At 62.4% G+C, this 16,278-nt stretch carries 13 protein-coding genes and 1 pseudogene; 3 read left to right on the forward strand and 11 right to left on the reverse strand.

Going from position 1 to position 16,278, the window contains the following annotated elements:
- Positions 1–96 precede the first annotated feature (96 nt).
- The 4 genes and pseudogenes from AC1RRJ_RS19605 to AC1RRJ_RS19620 form a co-directional block, all read right to left on the reverse strand.
- Positions 97–1,058: pseudogene (locus AC1RRJ_RS19605) on the reverse strand (arginine N-succinyltransferase).
- Positions 998–2,287 carry an N-succinylarginine dihydrolase gene (locus tag AC1RRJ_RS19610; RefSeq protein WP_493125833.1) on the reverse strand — a complete coding sequence of 430 codons (1,290 nt, stop codon included), beginning with the start codon at positions 2,285–2,287 and terminating at the stop codon, positions 998–1,000. Before AC1RRJ_RS19610 ends, AC1RRJ_RS19605 begins: the two are co-directional and overlap by 61 nt.
- Positions 2,274–3,722: a succinylglutamate-semialdehyde dehydrogenase gene (gene astD, locus AC1RRJ_RS19615; protein WP_493125835.1), complete on the reverse strand. Its 1,449-nt coding sequence runs from the start codon at positions 3,720–3,722 to the stop codon at positions 2,274–2,276. The genes AC1RRJ_RS19610 and astD overlap by 14 nt, the downstream gene beginning before the upstream one ends.
- On the reverse strand, positions 3,719–3,991 hold the full coding sequence (locus tag AC1RRJ_RS19620; RefSeq protein ID WP_493125837.1) for a hypothetical protein: 273 nt from the start codon (positions 3,989–3,991) through the stop codon (positions 3,719–3,721). The genes astD and AC1RRJ_RS19620 overlap by 4 nt, the downstream gene beginning before the upstream one ends.
- Here AC1RRJ_RS19620 and AC1RRJ_RS19625 point away from each other — a divergent pair.
- The gene (locus AC1RRJ_RS19625; RefSeq protein WP_493125839.1) at positions 3,990–4,901 is read left to right on the forward strand and encodes a LysR substrate-binding domain-containing protein; all 912 of its coding nucleotides are present in this window, start codon (positions 3,990–3,992) and stop codon (positions 4,899–4,901) included. The genes AC1RRJ_RS19620 and AC1RRJ_RS19625 overlap by 2 nt on opposite strands.
- A gap of 174 nt (positions 4,902–5,075) precedes the next feature.
- Here AC1RRJ_RS19625 and AC1RRJ_RS19630 read toward each other — a convergent pair whose 3' ends face one another.
- The 3 genes from AC1RRJ_RS19630 to AC1RRJ_RS19640 form a co-directional block, all read right to left on the reverse strand.
- The gene (locus AC1RRJ_RS19630; protein ID WP_493125841.1) at positions 5,076–6,314 is read right to left on the reverse strand and encodes an MFS transporter; all 1,239 of its coding nucleotides are present in this window, start codon (positions 6,312–6,314) and stop codon (positions 5,076–5,078) included.
- Positions 6,315–6,390: 76 nt separating this feature from the next.
- A complete protein-coding gene (locus tag AC1RRJ_RS19635; protein WP_493125843.1) occupies positions 6,391–6,987 on the reverse strand; it encodes an HdeD family acid-resistance protein in 597 nt (198 codons plus the stop codon).
- 103 nt (positions 6,988–7,090) lie between these two features.
- On the reverse strand, positions 7,091–7,723 hold the full coding sequence (locus tag AC1RRJ_RS19640) for a TetR/AcrR family transcriptional regulator (protein WP_493125845.1): 633 nt from the start codon (positions 7,721–7,723) through the stop codon (positions 7,091–7,093).
- A 122-nt stretch (positions 7,724–7,845) separates the two neighbouring features.
- On the opposite strand from AC1RRJ_RS19640, the gene AC1RRJ_RS19645 reads away from it, so the two are divergent.
- Positions 7,846–10,083, forward strand: coding sequence for a TonB-dependent receptor (locus AC1RRJ_RS19645; RefSeq protein WP_493125847.1), 2,238 nt, complete (start codon positions 7,846–7,848; stop codon positions 10,081–10,083).
- A gap of 56 nt (positions 10,084–10,139) precedes the next feature.
- Positions 10,140–10,997, forward strand: coding sequence for a tyrosine-protein phosphatase (locus tag AC1RRJ_RS19650; protein ID WP_493125849.1), 858 nt, complete (start codon positions 10,140–10,142; stop codon positions 10,995–10,997).
- 86 nt (positions 10,998–11,083) lie between these two features.
- Here AC1RRJ_RS19650 and AC1RRJ_RS19655 read toward each other — a convergent pair whose 3' ends face one another.
- From AC1RRJ_RS19655 to AC1RRJ_RS19670, 4 genes are all read right to left on the reverse strand, one after another.
- The gene (locus AC1RRJ_RS19655) at positions 11,084–13,420 is read right to left on the reverse strand and encodes a TonB-dependent receptor (protein ID WP_493125851.1); all 2,337 of its coding nucleotides are present in this window, start codon (positions 13,418–13,420) and stop codon (positions 11,084–11,086) included.
- A 187-nt stretch (positions 13,421–13,607) separates the two neighbouring features.
- Entirely contained in the window at positions 13,608–13,943 is a 336-nt protein-coding gene (locus AC1RRJ_RS19660) for a 2Fe-2S iron-sulfur cluster-binding protein (protein ID WP_493125853.1), read from the reverse strand.
- A complete protein-coding gene (locus tag AC1RRJ_RS19665; RefSeq protein ID WP_493125855.1) occupies positions 13,943–15,361 on the reverse strand; it encodes a cytochrome P450 in 1,419 nt (472 codons plus the stop codon). Before AC1RRJ_RS19665 ends, AC1RRJ_RS19660 begins: the two co-directional genes overlap by 1 nt.
- A gap of 96 nt (positions 15,362–15,457) precedes the next feature.
- Complete coding sequence (locus tag AC1RRJ_RS19670) at positions 15,458–16,261, reverse strand: helix-turn-helix domain-containing protein (protein ID WP_493125857.1); 804 nt, start codon at positions 16,259–16,261, stop codon at positions 15,458–15,460.
- Positions 16,262–16,278: the final 17 nt, after the last annotated feature.

Raw genomic sequence — 16,278 nt, forward strand, 5'->3', positions numbered from 1 at the left:
TTTCCGCTGGCAAATTGATGCAGATATCATGCGCTTTCCAGGAGCCATTCGTCTCTGCCCTGTCAGTTGGTCACGCCCGCGATGCCAGCGCGTTATTCACTTTTTCACGACCCGAAAATCCGTGGAGAAACCATCAGCGTGCAGCGCTCCGGACACGGTGGATGTTCCGTGCGTTTCAGCATTTCGAAGCGTTGCAATTTGGTCGGTGCGGACACAAAGCGTCGGCCCCGCATCGAAGATGTCGACATATCCATCATAGCCGAAGCCTTCCACCTCGAGCATTGCCATGGCCGGAACGGAATTGGGGTGTGGCCGCCCGATCGCGGTTTGCGCCGACTTCGGCAGCATTGACACATAGATGGGGTAGCGTGGCATCAGGTCGGCGATGAACTGGTTGCCATGAAGCGCATTGTGAAAGTCCGCCGCCTGGAAATCGCTGCCAAAAAAGGCTGACCGATGGCCTCCCAGAAGGGAGAGCAGCCGTCGTCAGTCCAGCCGCGAAGCTCCGCGACGACCCGATCGCCGAACCGCTCGCGATGCCTGGCAATGAAAAGATAGCGACTGCGCGCGAGCATCTGACCGAGTCCGCCGGAGCGTGCTTCGGGATGAAGGAACAGCCCGCCGACTTCAGAGGCGCCGTCGAAATCATTCACGAGGTGCAGCAACTCGGTCGAGAATGTGCGGTCGAGTTCGCACGACCTGTGCGTCACGCGGCTTAGCTTGTAGCTATAGAAAGGCCAGCGGGCGCCAAGACGTGAATAGAGGCTCGCAGTCCCGAGAACCTGGCCGCTGTCCCGATCCTCCAGGATGAGCAGATAAAATTCGTCGACAGGCGCAGCGATCGTCGCGCCGCACGATCGCTCGCTCCACCCGATCTTTCGCGCAAGCGCTTCGCGATCATGCGGAAGGTTGGTCATTCCGCCGCCGGTGATCGCGGCGAGCGCCATCAGGGCATCGATATCTTCGCATCGCGCTGTACGGACGAGAGGCGTCATCCTCATACCTCCCCGGCAGCGAAGCCGAGCGTTTCGAGTAGCGCTGCCCGCGCCGCGCGGCATGCACGCCAAAGCGCAGGATCGCCAAGATCGGCAGGTGCAATCCGTTCAGGCCAACAGGAAGTGATCACGGCCTCGAGAAGATCGCAGCGCGCATGATCGACAAGAAAGCGCTGATCGATAGCCGCCAGCGCGTCTTCGCTCACCGCCACGCGAAGGCGCAGGCACGCCGGCCCGCCACCATTGCGCATAGATTCCCGCACGTCGACAACCTCGACCGCGGTAATGGGGCCTCCACTCGCCACGATCTCGCCCAGCCATTGCCAGACGGACGGGGTCTCGCGGCATTCGGCGGGCACCACGAGCGTCATCGAGCCCCCGGCCAACGTCACGAGCTGCGAGTTGAAGAGATAGGACTGGATGGCATCGGCGAGGCTGACGCGGAGCTGTGGCGCCTCGATAATGATGGCCCCGGGACAGCGATCGCGGATCGCGTCGTGGACTGCCGCGCGATCTTCAAACGCCTTTTCATGGGTCAGCAGGACATTTTCATTGGCGACTGCGACCACATCATTGTGGAAGGCGCCGGCAGCGATCGCTTCATTGCTTTGCTGGACGTGAAGCTGCCCCATCGCCCGAAGACCGTGCCGACGCGCGATCGCCCTGCCCGCTGCAACATGCTGGCGCGCGGGAAAGCCGCCTTGACGGCTTGCGCCATAGACGAAAATCTCGAGGCTGGCCGCGCCATGTCGGGCGCCCAGACGCATCACATTGGCGGCGCCCTCGTCGCCCAGCCCCCCGGGCAGCGGATCATGCACTGCGAAATGGCGCGTATCCGCGAAGGCGACACGAAGCTGGCGCGCGGTTGCTGCGGCCTCCAGGTTTCGGTGAAGCATTGTCGCGAGGTTGGCGACCGAGAAATGGCAGCGCCCATCGGCCGTATCCGGGCCCGGGGAAACCGTCCCGGCATTCGCCGTCCACATCGGCGAGGCCGAAAAAGCGTTCACCATCAGCACCGGGTCCTCCAACCAGGCAGCGGCACACACCTCCTCGTCGCTCCCGCTAAAGCCGAGCCCACGCAGCCAGGCGGCATTCGGGCGATCGTGCGGCAGCAGTATCCCCTGGAGCAATCCAAGATCGAGCATCCGGCGCATCTTGGCGACGCCTTGCAGAGCCGCCTGCTGCGGGTTCGATTCTCCTCCGGCATTGAGTGCCGAGGCCATGTTGCCGAGCGAGAGCCCCGCATAATTGTGGCTGGGCCCGATGAGCCCGTCGAAATTAATCTCGTGCATGGACGGAGGCTTCCTGTTCTGCCGGTAAAAGCCCAGGAATGGCGTTCGACTGATCGACGACTTGCGCAGCCTCGAAGCTGGCAACGGGAAAAGCGCAATAGTCGGCCGCGTAATAGGCGCTCGGACGATGATTCCCCGAAGCGCCGATCCCGCCGAAAGGCATCGTTCCCGCCGCGCCGGTCGTTGGCCGGTTCCAGTTGAGGACGCCGCAGCGCGCGCGCGAAGCATAGCGCTCCCAAAGCGTGCGATCGCTCGAGATCAGCGCGCCGGCGAGGCCGAAAGCCGTTGCATTGGCGACGTCGATCGCGACGTCGAAGTCGGGAACCCGGCGCACCTGCAAGACAGGCGCGAAAATCTCCTCGTCGGGGACGGCGATTCCCGTCACGTCGAGAATCGCGGGTGTTACAAAAGCCGAAGTGCGACCCGGAACGCTTTGCAGGGGCAGAACGATCTCCGCGCCCGCCTCGACGAGCGCAGCATAAGCCGTCCGGGCCCGGGCCGCTGCGACGGCAGAGATGAGCGGCCCAATGCTGGGCTCCGGCACCTCGTCCCATGCTCCGATGGCCAGCCGCCGGGCAAGCCGTTCGACAGCAGCCAGGATGGCATCGCCCCCCTCGCCCTCCGGAATGATGAGCCGCCGCGCACAACTGCAACGCTGGCCCGACGAGAGGAACGCCGATTGCACGACGATCGAAGCGATGGACTCGGGGTCCCCGTCCCAGGCAATCAACGGATTGTTGCCGCCGAGCTCGAGCGCAAGAAGGACCTCGGGGCGGTCAACGAGCAAGCGCCGCAGCAGCGCACCCGTTGCGGCCGAGCCGGTGAACAACAGGCCGTCGATCGGCGCTTGCGCCAGCGCGCCACCGGTTTCCCGACCGCCCTGAACCAGATTGAACACGCCCTCCGGAAGCCCGGCCTCGCGCCAGTATCGCGCGATCAGTTCGCCGACCAGAGGTGTTTCTTCCGACGGCTTGAAGACGATCGTATCGCCTGCAAGAAGAGCTGGCACGATATGGCCATTGGGCAAGTGGCCGGGGAAATTATAGGGCCCGAAGACAGCCATCACGCCGTGCGGCCGGTGACGAAGAACAGCGCGTCCGAACGCCATTTCGCGCTCGGCATAGCCTGCCCTCTCGGCCTGCGCAGCGATCGAGATAGCGATCTTGCCGATCATCGACGAGACTTCCTGACGTCCCTCCCATAGCGGCTTGCCGGTCTCCTGCGCAATTGTCCGCGCAAGTTCGTCGGCTCTGGCGTCGAGCACGGCCTCGAAAGCACGGATGTACGAGACGCGCCCGGCAGCGGGGAGCAGCGACCATTGCGGGAATGCCGCGCGCGCGCGCGCCACTGCCTCAACCACCCTCTCGCTGTCGGCAGCATCGCCTTTCCACAATATGCGCCCGCTGGCCGGGCACGTGGAATGGAAGCGCGTCATCGCGCCGCTCCCTGCTGTTCCTGTCCCTTGAGCAGCGCATCGGCTCCATCGGCTTCGCTCATGGTCAGAGCCGGAAGCAGCCGGACGACATGATCGCTGCCGTCAGCTTCGCAAAGCCAACGTCCCTTACCGCGCACCGGGGTAACGGCCGCCGGACAATAAACGGGTAACAGCCGGTCGTTCATCGATTGCTCCAAATTCTGTTTCAGAATATAAATCCGGGAATAATCTTCCTTTCTCAAACAAATTATTGGGAAATCGGTATTCATGAATGGAATGAATGACCGCAATCGCAAGGGCCTTCCTCCCATGGCGATGCTCCACAGCTTTGCGGCGGCCGTGCGGTTTGGCTCCTTCTCGCGGGCAGGCGAGGAAGTAGGGTTGACCCAAAGCGCGATCAGCCGCCAGATCGCCAATCTCGAAGAATATCTTGGCAACAGCCTCTTCGACCGCGCCGGACGTCGGGTTGCCCTCAACAGCCGTGGCCGTCTTTTTGCGCAGGAGATCGAGCCTGCGCTCGCCCAGATTCGGCGGGCATCGCAACGTGCCATGCGCGAAGCGCCGGAAAAGGTCATCGAACTCGCGACGCTCCCGGGTTTCGGCATGCGCTGGCTCGTGCCAAGGCTTCACCGGCTCTCGGAGCGCCATCCGGACCTCGTCGTCAATATCGCTGCGCGAACCGACATCTTCGATTTCGCGATCGAACCGCATGACGCCGCCATTCATGTCGGAGGGCCCGACTGGCCTCGCGTCACGCATGATTTCCTGTTTGAGGAACGTGTGGTGCCCGTCGTATCCCCGCGTCTGGTTGCGGACTATCGCATCGAACGGCCCAAGGACCTGTTGCGCGTTCCGCTGCTGGTCCAGTCGGCGAGGCGCGATGCCTGGGAGCGCTGGTTCGCAAGTGCCGGGGTGGCCGAACCGGCACCGTCGCCCGTTTCCCATATCGCCCACTTTCTGATGCTGGCGCAAGCAGTGGCATCGGGCGCGGGGGCGGCGCTGCTTCCGACATTTTTGATCGAGGCCGAATTGCGTTCGGCAGCGCTCGTCGCGCCCTTCGACCTGCCTGTTGCTGACGAACTGGCTTACTACCTCGTTTACCCTGAAGATCGCCGCGACTGGCCCGGCATCGCCGCGCTTCGAAACTGGATGGTGGAAGAGGCGGGAATAGAGCGCTGACCGGCCCCGCAGGTCGAGGCGCGCATCACTTGGGATCGCAAATGGACTTCTGATGCCCGCGAGCACAAGCAAACTTCGGCGGACAATTGTCGATCAGGACGACAAGCCGTTCTCGCGACAGATCCGGCTACCGTGCGACTGCGAGTGAAGGCGGCAGCACCCGCAAAATGATTGTCAGGGAAGAATGCGGCCTTCGTCGCGTCGTGGCATCGGGGCGATGATGGGCAAGATCACCGCCGATAGCGCCAGCCAGCCGGCGGCAAGCAGGATCGCCGCCGGCAGGGTCCACAGATCGGCGATCGAGCCGAGCAGAAAGGCGCCGAGCGCCATCGCCCCGAACGTCACAGCCTGGTAGATCGACAGGCAGCGGCCCAGAATGGCCTCAGGCGACCGGAGCTGCATCGCGACGTTCAGGGTAGTGAGCGTCGACACCCACGCCGCGCCGCCCACAAAGGCAGCCCCAAGAAAGAGTGGAAGATTGACCGTGAGCGCGACAGGAAGCAGCGCGGCGGCAAAGACCAGCCCCGCCACGCCGATCACACGGTCGCTGCCCCATCTTCGACGAACCCGGGAAATCCACAGCGCGGCGAAGATCGAACCGGCACCGAATGCCCCAAGGCAGAGACCGTAAGTGGTTTCGGTTCCATGAAGCCGGTCGCGCACGAGCGAAGGCAGCAGTGCCTGAAACCCGGCGGCGCCGATGCCAAAGGCGAAACCGCGCGTCAGTACGCGCCGCAGGGGATTGGAACTGGCGCAGAAACGGATGCCGACGGCAATGGCAGCGAGCATCGGTGACCGCTTCGGCGGCGTGATCTGCGGACGCCAGCGCAGCAGAACCACGATGAGCAGGATATAGCTGAGCGCATTCAATGCAAAGGCGGGCGTGGGTCCGGTCAGAGAAATGAGCAGACCGCCGAGCGCGGGGCCGACGCTGCGCGCCAGATTGAACGCGACGGTGTTGAGCGCGATCGCCTGCGGCAAATGCTGCGGCCCGACCTGCAAGCGCACCGATGCCTGCCATGCCGGCCCGTTGAGCGCGGTGCCGCACCCCACCGCCAATGTGAAGAACAGTAGCAGCGAGGGAGTGATCGCCCCCATCCACGTGGTGACCGTCAACGCCGCAGAGACAAGGAGCATTGCGCTCTGTGCCGCCAGCATGACGCGCCGCCGGTCATAATTGTCGGCAATCGCCCCGGCAAAGACGCCGAGCAGCATGATCGGGATTGTCGCGCTGGCCTGGACGAGTGCGATCAGGCTGTGCGAGCTTGTCAGTTCGGTCATCAGCCACGCCGCCGCGACCGACTGGACCATCGAGCCCATGTTCGATGCAAGATTGGCGATCCAGATCGCCCGAAACGCTGGAAACTGGAAAGGAGCAAGCGGTGACGAGGATGAAGGCGGGGCTGAACTCACGCCATATTGGCTAATCGAGACACGGAACAACGGCAAGGACTAGCATTGCCGTCATGCCGAAGGATATTCCGGAACCTCAGCGACGCGCGCGTAGCCGGAGCGCGAAAGCGATCAATATAATGCCGGCGACCAGCGCGTAAAAGCCGATGATCCAAGCGACCGAAACAAGCGATGCCAGCGGGTCGGTCAGGAAGAGCCAGATGATGCCGATGCCCAGGGCGAGCGACAGGATGCCCGACAGTGCGAGCAGCCATTCGCCTTCGATCGCCTTGCGCAGGCGGATCGCGGCGGCAATCTCGAAGCCGCCGGTCAATATCGCCCAAAAGGCAATGATCGAGAGCGTCACGATCGCATAGGCGAGTGCCGCAACCCCGGGAGAAAGCGCGACAAGCACGGCGACGCCAATCCCGAGCAGGCCGCGCAGGATGAGCATTCCCCAGCGATCCTCCTTCGCCTTCGCGCCGCGGATGCCCGCAATCAGCGACAAGATCCCGTCGGCCCCGATCCAGGCGCCGACAAGCAAGGCAAAGGCGATCAGCGCGCTCGTCGGAAACAGCAGTGCCGCGACACCGATCAGGAGCGAGAGGATTCCCCGCAAGAGAAACCAGTGCCAATTGGCGGCCAGTGTTTGCGTTCCAGAAACATCATCGCCGGTGGTGGGGTTCGCTGACATCGACACGGCCTCCCTGTTGACGATGCAATCAATAACGGAATCGCGGGGATTTGAGTAGTGTTTTGAAAAATGGCGCGCTGCAGAGCATGGAGTGAGACCCGCGTCAGGGCAATACGGCCGCCCGTGCGAGCTTGTGCAGTAACGTCCGGAACGCCGCCAGCGCCGCCGGGTCAGAGGGGTCGTAGCGCCGCTGTTCGCCGACTTGGCGGCTGTTGCAAACGAAGAAAATAATCCCGGCCGCCACGCCATTGATGAAGTTCATGGTCGAAAGCGGGACGAAGGCGCCCTGGGCAATGCCATAGGCGAGTGTCCGGTCGATATCATCGAGAACGACAAAGGAAAATTCCACCGGATTGCCGTGGCGAATGGCCGAGTCCGCGATCAGGCGCTGAACGATTCGCGCGGCCGACGGTCGGGCGACGAAGAAATCGAGCCAGGCATCCAGATGCGCGAGCAGCCTGGCGGTCGGATCGGCAACGTCGGCGGTCCGCACTTCGCACGCCAGATGCATGCTATCGAAAATCTGCTGTTCGACCGCATCGTAAAGCAACTGCTTGGTCGGGAAATGATGCAGCAACGAGGGACGGCGGATGCCGACCGCATCGGCAATGTCCTCCAGTCGCGCGGCGCGAAACCCTGTGGCAGCGAACACCAGTTCGGCCTCGCGCAGGATCGCGTCGCGGGTCGCATCGGCACGTTCCTTGCGCGTGGACGGCGTCTGAATCGTCATGTGCATGGCGCCTGTTTGGCGCATTCGAATAGCGCTTGCAAATCCCGGTTCCGTGTTTACAAATTCACCTACTCACTAGTAGGTGAATTGATGCGGCACAAGCCGCGCATAAATGGGAGGGAGATTTTATGTCCACGGAACGATTGCGTCTGACACGCGCGGCGCTCGCGGCGTCGGCCGCCACCTGGCTCGCCATGGCACCAGCCGCAGCTCAGGAAAGCACCGAAGATCAAAATATTGGTGTCGCCGACATCGTGGTGACCGCGCAAAAGCGCGAAGAGAATCTGCAGGACACGCCGATCTCGATGGTCGCGCTCAGCGCCGACACGCTCGAGGAAAAGGGCATCGGTTCGCTGTCCGACCTTTTCACCGGGGCGATCCCCTCGATCCGCATCGCGCCGTTCGTCGGACGCGTCTCGGCGGTCAGCATCGGCATGCGCGGACTGGTCCCGGTCGACGCCACCCAGGTCAGCCGCGACCCCACGGTCGGCATCTATATCGACAGCGTCTATCTCGGCCGCGTATCGGGGCTCGGCATGGAGCTCGCCGACATCGAGCGCATCGAAGTGCTGCGCGGCCCGCAGGGCACTCTCTTTGGTCGCAACACGATCGGCGGTGCGATCAGCGTCGTTTCCAAACGGCCGACCGGCGAGCTGGGCCTAGACGTCAAGGCCGGGATCGGCAACTTCCGCGGCCGCACTTTCGCGACCCACGTCAACCTGCCTGAGGCGGCGGGGATCAGCGTCAAGGTCGACGGCGTTTTCGAAGGCCGCGGCGGCGTGGTGCAGAATCCGCTGAGCGACGACGCACTCGATTATGGCGAGATCAAACGCTACGGCTTCAAAATCTCGGCACTGTGGCAGCCCGCCGACAATGTGTCGGTCCTCTATGCCTACGATCTCTCGCGCGACAAATCGACGGGCTATTATCATTATATCACCGCATCGGCGCAGTCGCCCGCGGTCACGCCATCCTTCATCAAGCTCGATACCGGCCGCGTGAAAACCGCGCGTTTCGGCGTCCCCCTCTTCCGCAACCCGCAGGAAGCGAAGGGCCATAGCGTCACCGCCGAATGGGACATCAACGACGCGCTGACGCTCCGTTCAATCTCGGCCTGGCGCAATCTCGATTCAAACCAGTTTGATGGAGACGAAGGGTCAAACACGACATGGGGCCCCAACCGCCGCTTCGCGCGCCTGAGCTACGCCAATGTGACGCAGAACCAGTTCAGTCAGGAAGTGCAACTCGTCGGCGATGTCGGTGAGCTGAAATTCGTCCTCGGAGCCTATTATTTCAAGGAAAAGGGCCGCGACGAGGCAATCGTCTATTCGCAGGGAACGCTCAATTCGACGCTGACCGGCATAAACTTCTTCCCCGCCCCCTCGCCCGACGGCGGTGTGACCCGTCTCCCCGATCGCGCATCGCTGGTCCATGTCAAATCCAAGGCGCTGTTCGGTCAGGCAACCTGGTCGCCCGAGGCGCTCAGCGGGCTGCATATCACCGCCGGCGCGCGCTACACCGACGACAAAAAGGACGGCCGCCTGCTCTTCATCGCGGGCGTCGACCCGAATCTGGCCTTTAGCTTCAAGTCCAGCCGCGTCGATCCGATGGCAACGATCGCCTATGATTTCAGCGAGGACATCAACACCTATGTTAAATGGAGCCGCGCCTATCGCGCCGGCGGCGCCAACACGCGCTCGTCGACGCTGCGCACCTTTGGCGAGGAAGAGCTGACGGCGTGGGAAGCCGGTGTGAAGGCCGACCTGTTCGACCGCCGGCTGCGCGTCAATGTGGCCGCCTATATGAGCCGCCTGTCCAACCAGCAGGTCGATTTCCAGAATCCGGTCTTCATTTCCAACACCGAAACGGTCAACGCGCCCGAAAAGCGCAAGTTCAAGGGGGTCGAGGCCGACATCACGCTCGTTCCGGTGCGCGGCCTGTCGCTGTCGGCCAACTATGTCTACACCGACGCGCCGCCGACCCCGGTGCGGAACGTCTTTACCGGTTTGATCGAGCAGGCGCAGTCGGCCTTCACGCCGAAACATGCGGGCAGCTTCTCGGCCGACTATGCCTTCCCGGCCTTTTCCTTCGGCGAGCTGCGTGCGCATCTGGGCGTCGACACCGCAGGGGATTACATCCCCAACGGCACGGTGACGGTCAAGGCGGACAAGGCGCTGTTGGTCAACGGACGACTGACGCTAGGCGATATCGACCTTGGCGGCGGCGAGCTGGAAGTCGCGGTCTGGGGCAAGAACCTGACCAACACGACCTATAATCTGCTCGATTTCCGAATTCCGGGCAGGACCACCGCGACGCTCTATAACGAACCGCGGACCTATGGCATCGAAGCGCGGGTGAAATTCTAAATCGAAACTTGGCCCGGCGGCCCTTAAGGTCGCCGGGCAGATTATCGGAGGACAGGATGAAAAAGGCATTTTTCGCACTGCTGCTGCTCACGCCTGCGGCGGTGATCGCGCAAGCTGCGCCCGCGACGGCGCATGACGATCATGCGGCGACGAAGACGCGCGAAATTGCGCTCACTGGCGGCGACAATTTCCGCGACGTTGGCGGTTATCAAACGAAGGACGGCCATAAGGTGGCCTGGGGCAAGCTCTATCGGTCGGCGTCGGTTGGGCGCTATACGGCCGAGGATCAGGCGCTGATCCGCAAATTGGGGGTCGGAGCGATCGTCGACCTGCGTTCGTCACGCGAGCGCGCGGGCGACAAGAATCCGTGGATGCAGTCCGCCGGGCTCGGCTATTGGGCCCGCGACTATGAGCTGTCGGGCGGCAATCTGGGGGCGTTATTCCAGAAGGGCGCCAAACTCGACGGGGCCGTCATGCGCGACATGATGATCCAGGGATATCGCGGCTTCCCCAAGGAACAGGCGGCATCCTATCGCATATTGTTCGAACGGCTTTTGGCGTCGGACGGCGCGGTGATCGTCAACTGCACCGCGGGCAAGGACCGCACCGGCCTCGGCGTCGCGCTGGTGCTGAGCGCGCTTGGCGTTCCCTATGACACGATCATGGAGGATTATCTGCTGAGCAACACCGCACTCGACATGGACGCCCTGCGCGCCGATGCCGGGATGAACGCCGCAATGGCCGCGCTGCCGGCCGATGTGGCGAAGCCGTTGCTCGGGGTCGAGAGCGCCTATCTCGACGCCGCCTTCGAGCAGATCCGCAAAGATTATGGCGACGTCGACACCTATCTGGCGCGTGAGCTTGGCGTAGATGCCAAGGCAGTAAAGCAGTTGCGGAAGCGCATGCTGAGCTAACACTCAGCCTGCCCTTCCCATCAAAAAAGCCGGGTGTCGCGATGGCCGACGCCCGGCTTTTCTTTGCTCTTGGTATCAGCAGTCGACTAGAATCTGAAGCCGAGCTCGACACCGTAGCTGCGCGGATCGCCGTAAGAGACGCCGGCGAAGCCCAGCGCGCCAAAGTCGATCCCCGACAGCAGATAATCTTCCTTGGTCAAATTCTTGCCCCACAGCGAGAGCGACGCCTTGGCCCCGCCGAGCGAGATGTCAGAGATCGAAAGGCGGGCATTGAGCAACCCGACGCCGCCATCGGAGACCTCTTCGTTGAACGGATTGACCGGGTGCCAATAGATTTTGCTGCGATAAGTCCAGTCGGCGCGCGCGGTGAGCTTGCCGAAACCGCCAAGTTCGGTTTCATATTGCGCGCCCAGATTGGCGGTCGTCGCCGCCGAATACTGGAATTTGGCGATGTCCGAAATGTCCGCGGAAACTCCTGTGAACGGATCGACGAACATGAATTTCTTGAACTTGCGATCAGTGTAGCCGATCGAGCCATCGACCGTGAAACCGTCGAAGACCTGAGCCAAAACCTCCGCCTCGATGCCGGTATAGCTGGCCTTCGCAGCGTTGACCGTCGTGCTCGCTGCGCCATTGGTGCCGGCAAGGAACTGCTGCACCTGAAGATCATCATAGATCGCGTGGAAAGCTGCGGCGTTGAAGCGCACGCGGCGATCGAACAGCTCGCTCTTGAACCCGATTTCATAGGAGATGATGTCTTCGGGGTTGAAACCATTATTATCGGCCGCGCGGGCGTTGAAACCTCCTGCCTTGTAACCCGTGCTCGCCCGGGCATAGGTCATGATATCGTCGGTCCATTGATAGCTGATATTCGCCAGCCAGTTCAGGCGAGTGAACTTGCGCGTCAGCTCGCGCGGCGCGGGCGGCGTCGGCGACGACTGGGTCAGATGCTTCTTGTCCTCGGTATAGCGAATGCCACCGGTGACACTCAGCCGGTTATCGAGCCCGGCGGGTTTCCAGGTGAGCTGGCTGAACGCCGCGGCCGAGCGCGAGACATGGCGATAAGCGAGCAGCGTCTCGAGGTTGAGCCCGATGCTGTTCAGCGTGATCCCCGGCGCGATCGGCAAGGTCGTGGCCCCGGGGATGACCGCGCCCACAGGCAGGATCGCCGTGAAACCCTGCGGATTGACCTCGGTCGCACGCTCGCGGAAATAATAAGCGCCGACGACATATTCAAATTCATCGCCGATCGATCCGATCAGGTTGAGCTCCTGCGAGAACTGCTTTTGATGCCGTTCGTTGCTGGTGTGGAAAAGGTCGATCGGCGCGACGCCAAAGGCCGGGACGGCGACCACGCCAAGCAAGCCGCCGTTGCCGTCAAGATCGGACCCGTCGATCTTGTTGTCCCACTGGCGATAGCCGGTGATCGAGCGCAAGGTCGCATCGCCGATTTCGAGGTTGAGGGTCAGCGCATGCCCCATCACCCTGTCGCTCACATTGCCGTCGCGATCGAGCCGGACTTGTGACAGCCGCTCGGATGAGACTTGCGGCGCCGTGCCGCCAAAGGCCGGCGAGAAATTGAGATAGTCGAGAATGTCGGGGCGGATCGCGCGCAACTGAAAGGCGTTCGCCCGGCCGTTCCGGTCGCTGAAATCATAGACATAGTCGGCGGTGAACCCCGTGCCGCGATCAAACCGCACCGCAACGCGAACCGCATCGGTGTTGCGGGCCCCCGGATCGCGCTTGTCGGATGGCTCCAGAAGATTGTCGACCGTGCCGTCGCGCTGGCTGTGGAAATAGCCGAGCTTCAGGGCGAGCCCTGTGTCGCCTAACGCGCCGGTGTCGAGCAGCGCCTTCACCGTCATTTCGTCGAAGCTGCCATAACCGACCTGCAGGCGCGCGCCGAAATCCTTCGCCGGCTTGGCCGAGATCAGATTGACCGCGCCGCCCGTCGTGTTGCGGCCATAGAGCGTGCCCTGCGGCCCGCGCAGCACCTCGACGCGCTCGAGGTCCATCATGTCGAACAGCGCGCCCGCAGAACGCCCCACGATAACACCGTCAACATAGAGCCCCACCGCGGGGTCTGCGGTCAGGATCGGATCATTGTCGACGATACCCCGGATCGAAATCGAGGGATTGGCAGTCGCCGCCGGGGTTTCGGCGATGACAAGGTTTGGCGCCGCGCCGCTGAGCGACGCGACGCTGGTGATACCGCGCTGCTCGATCGCCTGCGCATCGATGGCGGTGATCGCCAGCGGGGTGTCCTGTACATTTTCCGCACGCTTTTGCGCCGTGACGATGATCTCGCGGAGCCCTTCGGGTGCGGCGCTCTCGGCCTGCTGCGCGTGCGCAGCGCCAGCCATCCAGGGTGCGATCAGCGCAGCGGCTGCAATCTGCGCGCGATGATAGGTGCGTAGCTTCATAGTCCATCCCTCCACTTTGCTCTTTACGGCGTATTATGCGCTATTTTTTGTCAAAATATCACATCATGCGTATTTGTTGCAACAAATAATTACGCAATTAGCCAATTCAGCGCAAACGTCCGCCAGAAGGGACGGCAACCAGCGAAAAGGGGCGGCAATGCCACCCCTGTTCATATTCTTAACCTGTTCAAATTCCCGGCTGTTCGTTGGGAATATGGACGCGCAGCCCGTCGAGTTCCTCGGTGATGTGGATCTGGCAACTCAAGCGGCTGGTCGGCTTGACCTCGATAAAATCGGCGAGCGCCTCGAGCATCTCCCCCTCTTCCGGTCCCGGCGGTCCGACCCGGTCGCTCCAGGCATCGTCGACAAAGACATGGCAGGTCGCGCATTGGCGAACCCCGCCGCACAGCGCGTCGATCCCGTCGACAAGATTGGCGATGGCAAGGTGCATCACCGCCATCCCCTCGAAATTGGTGCAGGTCCGCTCGCTGCCGTCGGGCTGGACATAGGTGACGCGCGCCATCAGTTCTGGCCCTTCGCATGCGCCGGGCATCCCGCCGCCTCGGCGAGCGCCGCCACATCAGCCGGCGCGCGCGCCGCGACCGTCCGGCGCTTGTAACGCACGCGGCACGGCTGTTCGGGCCAGTAGGTCCCCGCCCCGGCGATCGGCCGCGGGGTGTCGATCAATTCCATGTCGTAGCGCTGGAGCAGGATGGCGATCAGCACCTTCATCTCCATCCGCGCGAAATTAACGCCGGCGCAGCGGTGCATGCCGCCGCCAAAGCCTATCAGGCTGTTCGATTCGACTTTGACATCGGCACGCTCGGTGTTGAAACGTTCGGGATCATAGTCGTCGGGCCGGTCGAAAATCTCGCTCATCCGGTGGGTGACCGACGGGGCAAGCAGGATCCAGTCGCCTTCGTTGACCTGATAGCCGTCGCGCTCGAAATCGGCGGCGGCCTTGCGGATCATCGTGAAGGCCACCGGGTGCAGGCGCTCGGTTTCGCGCAGCGCCAGATCCATCTTCTGCATCGCGATCGCCTGTTCCCAGCTAAGATCGGCGCCCGATGCCGACCCCAACAGATTCTCGATCTCGCCGCGCAGCACATCCTGATATTCACGGTTCTGGAGGATATCGATCATCGCCCAGCTGACCTGCCCCGCGGTGGTTTCATGCCCCGCCCAAACGAGGAGCAAGATCATGTGGATAATCAGTTCGTCGGGGATCGGGCGGCCGTCGGGATAGGTCGATGCAACCATGTCCTGAAAGAAATCGGCGGGTTCGACCGGATTGGTGCGGCGCTGCTGGATCCAGTCGCCGAGGATGCGGTGCAGCTTTTTCTTCGCGGCCTGACTGCGGCGCATCTTCCTGGTCGGAAGCCACAGCGGCAGGACGAATTCCATTCCGCCCGAAAAATCGCGGAACAACTCGAAGAATTCATGGCCCAGCTTTTGCTTGAAATCGCGGCCCATGAAGCTGTGCGCGGCGATGTCCATGACCACCGGACCCAGCGTCGAAATGAGATCAAATTCACCGCTGTCGCCAAGCCGATGAACAAGCGCCATCGTCTCTTCGGCCATCAGCGGCACATATTGCTTCATCGCCGAAGCCTTGAAGCGCGGCATGATGACCGCGCGCTGGTTCAGATATTCCTCCATCTCGGCGAAGGAATAGAAATTCGGCGAGAACATCTTGTGGAAGAAGGGCATCGATTCGCGGATCGACAGCAGTTTATCGGTTTCCTGAAAGACGAAGCGATTGTTATCCGGCCCCAGCATGACAACCATATTCCGCCCCGCCATGCGGAAGGAATAGATGGAGCCATGGTCCTCATAGCCTTGGCGCAGCAATCCGACGGGATCTTTGAAAAAGTCCGTCAGATGGCCAAGGAACGGAATGCCGCCGCTCATTGCTGGCGGCTTCATCGCGATTGCCGTCATCCCATATCTCCTCTCGTATCGGCTTCAGGACCGATTGAGACGGATATCGCGCGATCCCGCTGCTGCGCCGAGGGGATCACATAATTGTAGTGAATTTCAATCCTTGAAGGAGCGTCTGGAGCGACTATCCGTGCCGAGCGAGCCCGACGCGACATCGCGCGCAACCATCGGTAGCGGAATCGGGGTCGAGGCAATCAACAGGCCGACGTTGGTCTTGACGCTGGGCGGCAACAAGGCGTCGCGCGCGATCAGGTCGCGCACTTCGCGAAACAGGCTGGCCAGCCGGCGTTCGAGCAAGACGCGCGAAGCGTCGGACAGCTCGCCAATCTCGAACTCCCAGATCGAACCCTCGGTCGAAAAGTCATATTGAAGGAACTCCTCCTTCACCCGCCGGTCGAAGAAGCGCCGCATCGGCCCGCCGCGCCGCCAGCTGATGCTGCGCGCGGTCATCAGGCGGATGACGTTGCCGGGAAGCAGCTGGATCAGCCCGATCCGCTCGAGCTTGAGCAGCGCGGGGACCAGCATCGTCTGGTCGATCCCGTAATCGGCCTCGATCCGATCGACAGTCCAGCCGCCGAGCGCGAGGTGGAAACAAAAGAGCGCCAGCGGTTCATCGACCAGCGCCTGTTCCTGCGCGTCAGTGAGCATGTCGGGCATCGCGGGCTGCGCCGCATCCGCAAGCCGCGCGAGTTCCAGAAAATTGATCCCGACCAGTTCGCAAATCTCGTCGATCCGCGCCAGCGTAAAGCTGCGCTGGGCAAAGGTGCGCCGAACGCTCGCGTGGCTGATCCCCAGCGCCTTCGCGACGTCGGCATAGGTCAACCCGCGTTCTTTGAGCACGCGTTTCAGAGCCTCGACCAGATAGATGCTCTGGGTATGCAATCGCTCCGCCGCCGTCATTTGGCCCACCTTTCGTC

The sequence above is a fragment of the Sphingopyxis sp. GW821-FHT12C06 genome (assembly GCF_058807415.1).

Bases quoted from the DNA above. Each gene is read 5' to 3' on its own strand.
- AC1RRJ_RS19610 (WP_493125833.1), bottom strand. From the start codon at position 2,287: ATGCACGAGATTAATTTCGACGGGCTCATCGGGCCCAGCCACAATTAT.
- astD (WP_493125835.1), bottom strand. From the start codon at position 3,722: ATGACGCGCTTCCATTCCACGTGCCCGGCCAGCGGGCGCATATTGTGG.
- AC1RRJ_RS19625 (WP_493125839.1), top strand. From the start codon at position 3,990: ATGAATGGAATGAATGACCGCAATCGCAAGGGCCTTCCTCCCATGGCG.
- AC1RRJ_RS19620 (WP_493125837.1), bottom strand. From the start codon at position 3,991: ATGAATACCGATTTCCCAATAATTTGTTTGAGAAAGGAAGATTATTCC.
- AC1RRJ_RS19635 (WP_493125843.1), bottom strand. From the start codon at position 6,987: ATGTCAGCGAACCCCACCACCGGCGATGATGTTTCTGGAACGCAAACA.
- AC1RRJ_RS19640 (WP_493125845.1), bottom strand. From the start codon at position 7,723: ATGCACATGACGATTCAGACGCCGTCCACGCGCAAGGAACGTGCCGAT.
- AC1RRJ_RS19645 (WP_493125847.1), top strand. From the start codon at position 7,846: ATGTCCACGGAACGATTGCGTCTGACACGCGCGGCGCTCGCGGCGTCG.
- AC1RRJ_RS19650 (WP_493125849.1), top strand. From the start codon at position 10,140: ATGAAAAAGGCATTTTTCGCACTGCTGCTGCTCACGCCTGCGGCGGTG.
- AC1RRJ_RS19655 (WP_493125851.1), bottom strand. From the start codon at position 13,420: ATGAAGCTACGCACCTATCATCGCGCGCAGATTGCAGCCGCTGCGCTG.
- AC1RRJ_RS19660 (WP_493125853.1), bottom strand. From the start codon at position 13,943: ATGGCGCGCGTCACCTATGTCCAGCCCGACGGCAGCGAGCGGACCTGC.
- AC1RRJ_RS19665 (WP_493125855.1), bottom strand. From the start codon at position 15,361: ATGACGGCAATCGCGATGAAGCCGCCAGCAATGAGCGGCGGCATTCCG.
- AC1RRJ_RS19670 (WP_493125857.1), bottom strand. From the start codon at position 16,261: ATGACGGCGGCGGAGCGATTGCATACCCAGAGCATCTATCTGGTCGAG.